The sequence below is a fragment of the Streptococcus sp. DD04 genome (assembly GCF_001578725.1).
Lineage (GTDB): Bacteria > Bacillota > Bacilli > Lactobacillales > Streptococcaceae > Streptococcus > Streptococcus sinensis.
Map to the genome: position 1 here is coordinate 56,161 of NZ_KQ968982.1, position 8,477 is coordinate 64,637.

At 44.0% G+C, this 8,477-nt stretch carries 7 protein-coding genes; all 7 read right to left on the minus strand.

What is annotated here, in order from left to right; genetic code table 11:
* Positions 1–529: DNA methyltransferase (locus tag STRDD04_RS09770; protein WP_231853928.1), on the minus strand; the 529-nt coding region annotated here is incomplete at its 3' end.
* A gap of 478 nt (positions 530–1,007) precedes the next feature.
* Entirely contained in the window at positions 1,008–1,850 is an 843-nt protein-coding gene (locus STRDD04_RS09775) for an aldo/keto reductase (RefSeq protein ID WP_062201880.1), read from the minus strand.
* A gap of 82 nt (positions 1,851–1,932) precedes the next feature.
* Positions 1,933–2,124: a hypothetical protein gene (locus STRDD04_RS09780; protein WP_062201882.1), complete on the minus strand. Its 192-nt coding sequence runs from the start codon at positions 2,122–2,124 to the stop codon at positions 1,933–1,935.
* Between the two features lie 325 nt (positions 2,125–2,449).
* The gene (nagA, locus tag STRDD04_RS09785) at positions 2,450–3,601 is read right to left on the minus strand and encodes an N-acetylglucosamine-6-phosphate deacetylase (protein WP_062201884.1); all 1,152 of its coding nucleotides are present in this window, start codon (positions 3,599–3,601) and stop codon (positions 2,450–2,452) included.
* Positions 3,602–3,747: 146 nt separating this feature from the next.
* Complete coding sequence (locus STRDD04_RS09790; RefSeq protein WP_062201886.1) at positions 3,748–5,379, minus strand: Na/Pi cotransporter family protein; 1,632 nt, start codon at positions 5,377–5,379, stop codon at positions 3,748–3,750.
* A gap of 178 nt (positions 5,380–5,557) precedes the next feature.
* Complete coding sequence (rbfA, locus tag STRDD04_RS09795) at positions 5,558–5,908, minus strand: 30S ribosome-binding factor RbfA (protein WP_062201889.1); 351 nt, start codon at positions 5,906–5,908, stop codon at positions 5,558–5,560.
* A 165-nt stretch (positions 5,909–6,073) separates the two neighbouring features.
* Positions 6,074–8,477, minus strand: a 2,404-nt coding sequence (gene infB / locus STRDD04_RS09800; protein ID WP_231853929.1) for a translation initiation factor IF-2, incomplete at its 5' end; no start/stop codon positions are given.

Consider the following 8,477-nt stretch of genomic DNA (forward strand, 5'->3'; position numbering starts at 1 on the left):
AACTTCGTGTATTACTGTATTTTTTTAAAATATTAATTAAACACACCCAATAATACTGTCTTACATATCTATATTTTTCTCTCTGGATAGCATAACGAATTTTACTAAATGTCTGTATGAAATCTTTACGATACCATTTTTCTATATTATAAAAATAGTGTTTGTCAAACTCTGAACTGTCACTTTTTAAAAATAGCTCTATTTTTTTATTTGCTACGTAAATATACTGTTTATTAACACCTTGCAACTTTACTTTTGTGATAAGATTAGCCAAAGGGTTAATATCTATACCAATAGGAAAAAGATTATTCTTCTCTCCTTCTACAAGTGTCGTTCCCGAACCATGAAACGGATCAAGAATATTTGTAATGGATGAATCTTCACTTTTAATTAAATTAATCAATTCATATTGCATGTCGGGTACCATAGTAGCTGGATACGCACTAATTTTATGAATACCCGAAGCAGTTACATTTTTAAAATCCCAATAATTAAGATCTTTTGCTTTTATTTTATCTATTAAAGTCAAAGTAGTAACCTCTTTTATAAAAACAGTTATACTAGATAACCAAAAATCTATAGTTCATAGTATAACATAGATATCTTTATAAATAAAGAAATTCATAAAAAGATATTGGTAAAAAATATACATACAATCCTCAATCAGCTGCTTTTCTATTTCTAATTCCTGGGTCTTTTTCATCTGACTCCCTTATCTAACTCTTTTTGTTTGGATATCGGTCTCGTTTTACATACCTCATTATAGCACAGAAAGCTCTTGTTTTATAGCGTTTCCATATTGCCATAGATAAAAATCCCCAGCTCTCTTCAATCTGGGGATACTTTCAAATTTTTAGTTCATAAATCTCTTCCCAACCAGCAAGCTCCAAGACTGCATGGTGCTGATCTGAAACTGTGACAGTCTCGCTGGCATAGCTAAAAAAGGCGAGTTCCTTAATCAACTGACAAGCTTTCACTGTCTGAACTTTGACAAAAAATCACTTTCATCAAAAATCCTTCTGATCCGGATCTGGCGCCCCAGCTTCGACAGGTATGCTTTTAAGAAGTTCCATGTCAGTAGCATCTAGCTCGATGTCAAAGCAATCTAGATTACTGGCGATTCGGCTCGGAGTGACCGACTTAGGCAAAGGCAGAAAGCCCTCTTGCAAGCTCCAAGCCAGAGCGACTTGGGCAATAGTCTTGCCATACTTGTCTGCGACAGCCTGCACTGCTGGATTTTGGAAAAGCTCTCCCTGACCAAAAGGTCCCCAAGCTTCTAGCAAAATACCACGCTCACGGCAGAAGTCCACCGCTTCTGTCTGATAGACGCCTGGTGCTAGGCGGATTTGATTGACAGCCGGAGTGATGCGCGCTGTCTCAAGCAGAGCCTCTAGGTGATGGGGCAGGAAATTGCTGACGCCGATGGCCCGAATCTTGCCTGCCTCATAGAGATCTTCCATGGCCCGCCATACTTCCGCATTGCGCTTTTTCCAAGCACCATCTTCTCGCAAAGGTTTTGGATTGGGCCAGTGGATGAGATAGAGATCCAGATAGTCCAAGCCCAGCCTTTCCATAGAACGGGCAAAAGCTGCCTGAGCTTCTTCATAAGTATGATTGCCATTCCAAAGCTTAGTCGTGATGAAGAGATCCTCACGCGCAAGGCCGCTGTCCTTAATGGCTCGGCCGACGCTTTCTTCATTCTTATAGACCGCTGCCGTATCAATGTGCCGGTAGCCTGCCTTGAGAGCGGCCAGCACCGCCTGATAGGCTTCCTCACCATCCTGAGCCTTCCAAGTGCCAAAGCCCAAGACTGGAATTTTTACACCATTGTTTAAGAGATAGTCTTTCATCTCATGCCTCCTTGATTTTTATCTATGCACAGTTCAGCATTCTTTTATCCGGCAGAAGCTTCCTCGCCAATGCCAAGAAAGCTCATTTCCCTTTTTTCTTTTTAGGAAATTTTGGTTTGAAAATATTTTCTTTCGTTGGTGCCATCCCTTTACTGAAAAAGCTGTAGCTGATAAAGGCCAAGCCGATAAAGGTCATTAAAAAACGTTTCAAAACAAGCCCGAAAAGAAGGAAAAAAACTCCCATTACCAGAAATTTTACGTCAATCTTTTTCATATCCTACCCCCGTCTAATCATATAATCATATTATATCACGCCCCTACCAGCAATTCAAACTTCTCTCATCGCACATTTCACATCTTCTGGCTGATTAGACTACTGAAGAAAGTCGCATACAGCTCTTAATCTAACTTCAAAGGCTAAGCAAATTCTTCAGGGAAAGATGGGAGCTCCGTTCAGAAACAACTCTTTTGAAGCAGATATAAGGAGCGACCTAGGATTGAGCTTTGAAAGTTTGCCAAAGCCAACAAAAAGGATAGGCCATTAACCTATCCTTTCTGAAAAATATAAGGAGACTTTTTAAAACGAATGGTTTACTATTTTATACTGTAAAACGTTTTTCACCATCCAGATAAGTGGCAACCAGCTCTAAATCCTTGTCCAGAACGATAAAGTCAGCATCGTAGCCTTCCTTGATCTGGCCGCAGACATCATCAATGTGTACGGATTTTGCTGGGATGAGACTAGCCATCATGACTGCTTGGTGAGGGTTAGCAATGCCCCACTCAACCACGTTTTTCAGGCCGTCTTTGAGCTGCAGGATTGATCCTGCTAAGTTGCCGGTAGATTTGAGGCGGGCCGTGCCATTGGCTACGACTACTGGAAATTCGCCCAGCATGTAGTCGCCGTCGTCTAGACCTCCTGCAGTCATACAGTCGGTGATGAGGGCTACATGTTCATGCCCTTTTTGCTTGAGCAAAATATCACAGGCCTTAGGATCCACATGGTGACCATCACAAATCAGCTCTGCGTAAGTGTGGGGCAGCTCGTACATAGCCCCAACCATGCCCAGCTCGCGGTGGGTCAAGCCCCGCATGCCATTGTAAGCATGCACCCAGACACTGGCACCCGCTTCTACTGCTGTCTTGGCTTCATCATAAGTCGCATTGGAGTGCCCCAGCGCCACTGTCACACCTTCATCAGTGATGGTGCGGACAAATTCCTCCACTCCCTCACGTTCTGGTGCCAGAGCGATCTTATTGAGAAGACCATTGGAAGCCTTTTGCCAAGCACGAAATTCATCCATGCGCGGATCTTTCATATAGGCTGGATTTTGGGCACCCTTGTACTTTTCAGTGAAGTAAGGCCCTTCAAAGTAGAGACCACGAATCTTGGCACCGCTAGCTTCCTGATAGCGAGCACCGATATTTTCCGTCACAGCCAAAAGCTGCTCATAGGAAGAGGTCAGCGTAGTCGGCAGGAAACTGGTAACCCCTGTCGTCAAAAGCCCTTCACTCATGGTGTGGAGGGTACCTTCGATGTTATTGTCCATGACATCGACCCCACCAAAACCATGGATATGGGTATCGACCAGACCTGGTGCGACAGAGTAGCCTGTGTAATCAATCACTTCCGCATCAGCAGGCACTTCTTGCACCAATTTCCCAAATTTTCCATCGATCAATTCCAAAAATCCACCCTTACGAATCCCTTGAGGATAGAAAAATTGATCTGCTTTAATATATTTAGGCATCTGACTGCCTCCTCTTGTTTAATTTTTTATTGACTCTATTATAACGCTTTCTGTTTTATTTGTAAATGGTCTATACCTGTTTTTTGGAAAAATTTATTATATTATTTGAACAAACAAAAAAGCAGGAATCCTGCTTTTTAAAATTCTTAAATCTGCTCGATTTGGACTTTTTCCGCCAAATTCATGGCATGGTCAGCAACCCTAGTATAGTGCGAAATAATTTCGATAAAGTTGACACCAGCCTGAGGTGTACATTCTCCTCTATTTAGACGAGAAATATGCGTCTTACGTAGCTTGCGCTCTAGCTTATCAATCGCTTCATGTTTCGCTGTCAAATTATTCGCCAACTCAACATCATTTGTTTCCACAGAAGTTAAAGCTTCTTTGATAAACTCTAAAGTCATGTGATAAATTTTTTCCAGTTCTTCCAAAGCAGCTGGTGAGAAGGTAACCTTCTTGCGGATCAGGTAGTCTGTCAGATTTATCAAAGCCTCTGAGTGATCCCCAATTCGCTCCAAATCTCGGCTGGAGTCTAAAATATTGGTCAGGATCTCACTTTCCTTTTGACTAAGCTGCTCACCAGAAAGTGCAATCAGATAACGAGTCAGTTCATCATCAATCGCATTGATGGCTTCCTCCGTCTTATGCCCCTTTTCAGCAGCTTTTTCTTCATGGTTAATGATATAATCATAGGCCAGTTCAAAAGATTTAAAAGCATAGCCACCCATGTGAAGCAGTTCCTTTTTGGCATTTCCCAAAGCCAGAGATGGTGCCTGATGAATCAAAATCTTGTCCAGATAAAGAGGTTCATATTTGACTGTTTCATCCTCACCCGCAATCAATTTCGTAACCACATAGGCTAAAACACCGATAAAGGGAAATTGGACGATAGTATTGGTGATATTAAAGGTCCCGTGGGCAAAGGCAATGGTCATTTCCGGTGACAGATGCAGCGCTGTCTCAAACCACTGAATCAGAGCAGTAAATGGCACGAGAAAGAGCAAACAGATAACTGTTCCAATGACATTAAAGGCCACATGGGCACCAGCTACGCGTTTGGCTGCGATATTGGCTCCTAAGGAAGCGATAATCGCTGTAATCGTGGTTCCGATATTGTCACCAAACAGCACTGGCAAGGCTCCTTGCAGGTCAATGAGATTGCTGGCATAGAGATTCTGCAGAATCCCAATGGTCGCTGAGGAAGCCTGAATGAGGAGGGTCAGCCCCGTCCCGACAAAAACACCCAAAATCGGATTTTTACTAAGCTGAACCATGTAATCCCGGAAGACCTGCAGATCCTTGAGGGGCTCCATGGCTCCGCTCATCAGATTGAGGGCAAAAAAGATACCGCCGACACCAAAGAGGATTCGGCCGACATTATTAACCGAGCGATTTTTGGTAAAAAAGAGGCAAACCGCGCCGACAAAGAGCAAAGGCAGAGCGTAATCACCCAGTTTAAAACCGATGATGAAGGAAGTCACAGTCGTCCCGATATTGGCCCCCATGACAATCCCGATGGCCTGACGCAAGGTCAACAGCCCCGCACTAACTAGACCGACTGTAATGACCGTCACACCTGAACTGGACTGAATCAGGGCAGTCATGCCGATACCGACCAGGACACCTAAAAAAGGATTACTGGTGTACTTGTCGATAAAGTAGCGCAATCGGTCTCCCGCCGCCTGCTGCAGCCCATCTCCCATCATACGGATACTGTATAGAAACAGGCCCAAGCCTCCCAAGAAGCTAAATATAATTTCTTGCCAATTAATGGACATTTCTTTTCCTCCGAAAAATAAATATCGAATATTCTCCTTTTTCTATTGTAAAGGATATTAATTAAAGTAACAAGCTTTTTTTAAAAAAAATATCATCTTTTTCGTTTATGTTTTTCATACGGCCTATTTTTGGGAGAGTCAAAAGCAAAAACTCAGCTAGTTTCAGCTGAGTTCCTCTTTATTTTTTATCTAGATTGCGCAACATCTGATCAATCTTGTTGCCATACTCAATAGATTCATCCTTAATAAAGGTCAAATCTGGAATCTTATACATTTTAAGATTGTGTCCCAGTTCTCGCTTGATGGTACCAGTCGCCTTTTCCAGACCAAGCTGGGCTTTCTGATTGTCAGAAGCCAAGTCACTCATAATCGTGTAGTAGACCTTGGCCATGGACAAGTCACCCAACATTTGGACATCGGTGATGGTCACACCCTGAACTCGTGGATCACGAACCTTTTTCTGCAAAATCTCATTGACTTCACGCTTAATTTCCATTCCCACACGGTCTGCACGAAAATTGTTTGCCATAGGATTTCCTTTCTAATTTTTTCTTCTGCAATATAAGCTAGGCCTAGCCTAGCTTATATTTTTAGTTTTAGTTGGATTGAGTTTGTTTCGAACTCTTTGCGAAAAGATGGATTCGCCTAGAATCATTGATTCTTTATCGCGTTCCTGATTTTCGCTGCGAGTTTTTTATTTTTTAATCTCTTCCATGATGTAAGCTTCAATCGTGTCATCTACTTGGATGTCATTGTAACCGTCAATCATGAGTCCACCTTCGCGGCCATTGGTAATTTCCTTAACGTCATCCTTAAAGTGCTTGAGGCTGGCAAGAGCACCATCATAAATCACGACACCATCACGGATAACTCGAACTTTGGAATCACGGGTAACTTTACCATTGATAACCATAAATCCACCGATAGTTCCGACCTTGGAAACCTTGAAGGTTTCGCGAATAAGGGCTTCCCCGATGACTTTTTCTTCGTACTCTGGATCCAGCATTCCCTTCATGGCATCTTCCATTTCCTCGATAACCTTGTAGATAATGCTGTGGAGACGAATTTCTACATCGTCAGCTTCCGCCTGCTGGCGCGCTTGAGAAGTCGGACGGACGTTAAAACCAATAATCAGGGCATTTGAAGCTGCTGCCAGCGTTACATCGGATTCATTGATAGCACCAACTGCTGAGTGGACGATAGTAATCTTAACACCTTCCACTTCAATCTTCTGCAGGGAAGCAGCCAAGGCTTCTACAGAACCTTGTACATCAGCCTTGATGATAACATTAACAGACTTGACTTCACCAGCTTTGAGGGTATCAAAGAGATTTTCCAGACTGACACGGTGAGTAGCTTGACGTTGTTTGAGAAGGGCACGTTTCGCACGTTCTTCGCCGGCTGCACGCGCAGCTTTTTCATCTTCATAGACCGCAAAGTGGTCACCAGCCATCGGAGTTTCATTGAGACCAGTGATGGAAACTGGGGTAGATGGACCAGCCACCTTAACGCGACGGCCTAGATCATTAGTCATAGCCCGAACCCGACCGAAGGTATTGCCGACAACGATTGGATCCTGCACATTCAGTGTACCTTGTTGGACAAGCAAGGTTGCAACCGCACCTTTTCCTTTATCCAGACGGGCTTCGATGACTGTACCAATCGCTCGAACAGTCGGATCAGCCTTGAGCTCTTGGATTTCAGCCACCAAGAGGACTGTTTCCAAAAGTTCATCGATATTTTGGTTGAATTTCGCTGAGATTTCGACAAATTCAGACTCGCCGCCCCAAGCAGTCGATATGACACCATGCTCAGCCAATTCACCAATCACACGCTCTGGATTTGCACCTGGCTTATCAATCTTGTTGATGGCTACGATAATTGGCACATTAGCTGCTTTGGAGTGGTTAATCGCTTCGATAGTCTGAGGCATTACACCGTCATCAGCTGCTACGACCAGGATGGTGATGTCTGTCACAGACGCACCACGGGCCCGCATAGAGGTAAAGGCCGCGTGTCCTGGTGTATCCAAGAAGGTAATCTTCTTGCCGTTTTCCTCAATCTGGTAAGCACCGATATGTTGGGTGATACCACCCGCTTCGCCTGTCGCTACCCGAGAGTTACGCAAGGTATCCAAGAGGGTCGTTTTACCATGGTCAACGTGTCCCATGATGGTCACAACCGGCGGACGTTCTACCAATTCATCCGGATTGATGTAGCCTTCTTCCACGAAGAAACGCTCGATATCGGCAGTATCGACTTCAATCTTCTTCTTAGCTTCGATACCATAGTCTACCATGAGGAGTTCAATAGTATCACCGTCAAGAGATTGGTTTTGCGTTGCCATCACACCCATCATAAAGAGCTTCTTGACGATTTCAGCTGGCTCGCGCTTGATCCGTTTTGCGATTTCTGCAACGGTCATGCCATCTGTATATTCAAATTCGGTCGGCAACTCATGGAACTTGCGTTCTGTAACAGGTTTTGGAGCCTGATTGTGGTTGCCCTTTCCGCGTTTATTCTTTTTGTTATTATTCCAGTTACTGTTTCTTTGATTTCTCACTTGATTTTGACTGCTTCGATTCTTTTGTTGTTTTCTTGGACCATCTTCTTCGCGTTCAAATTCATCACGCTTCTTATCTGGTCGGGCTTGTTTTTTACGACGAGTATCTACTGCAACTGGTGCTGCAGTGGGAGCGGCAGTTGGTGCAGGTTCGGCCGGAGCAGATTTGACCGTTTCGACAACAGGTACTTCTGCTTGAACTGGCTCTTTCCGCCTATTCTGACGTTCTTGCGCTTCTCTGGCTGCCTGAGCCTGCTTGAAGCGCTCCTCGCTAGAACGTGCGTACTCCGCATTTTGCTCTGCTTTCAGAGCCGCTGCTCGCGCTTTAAAATCAATTTTAGGACCTTGATTTAACTGTGGACGATTATTTTGACCACCTCGATTACGGTCCTGACTGCGGTTGTCACGACGGTCATTGCGAGGATCATTACGACGATCTTGACGGCCGTTATTGGTGTTGCGGTCAGGACGACCTTGGTTGCGATCGCGATTGCCGCGTTCCTTCTTGTCACCGCTTTGTGGTTGGCGATTATTT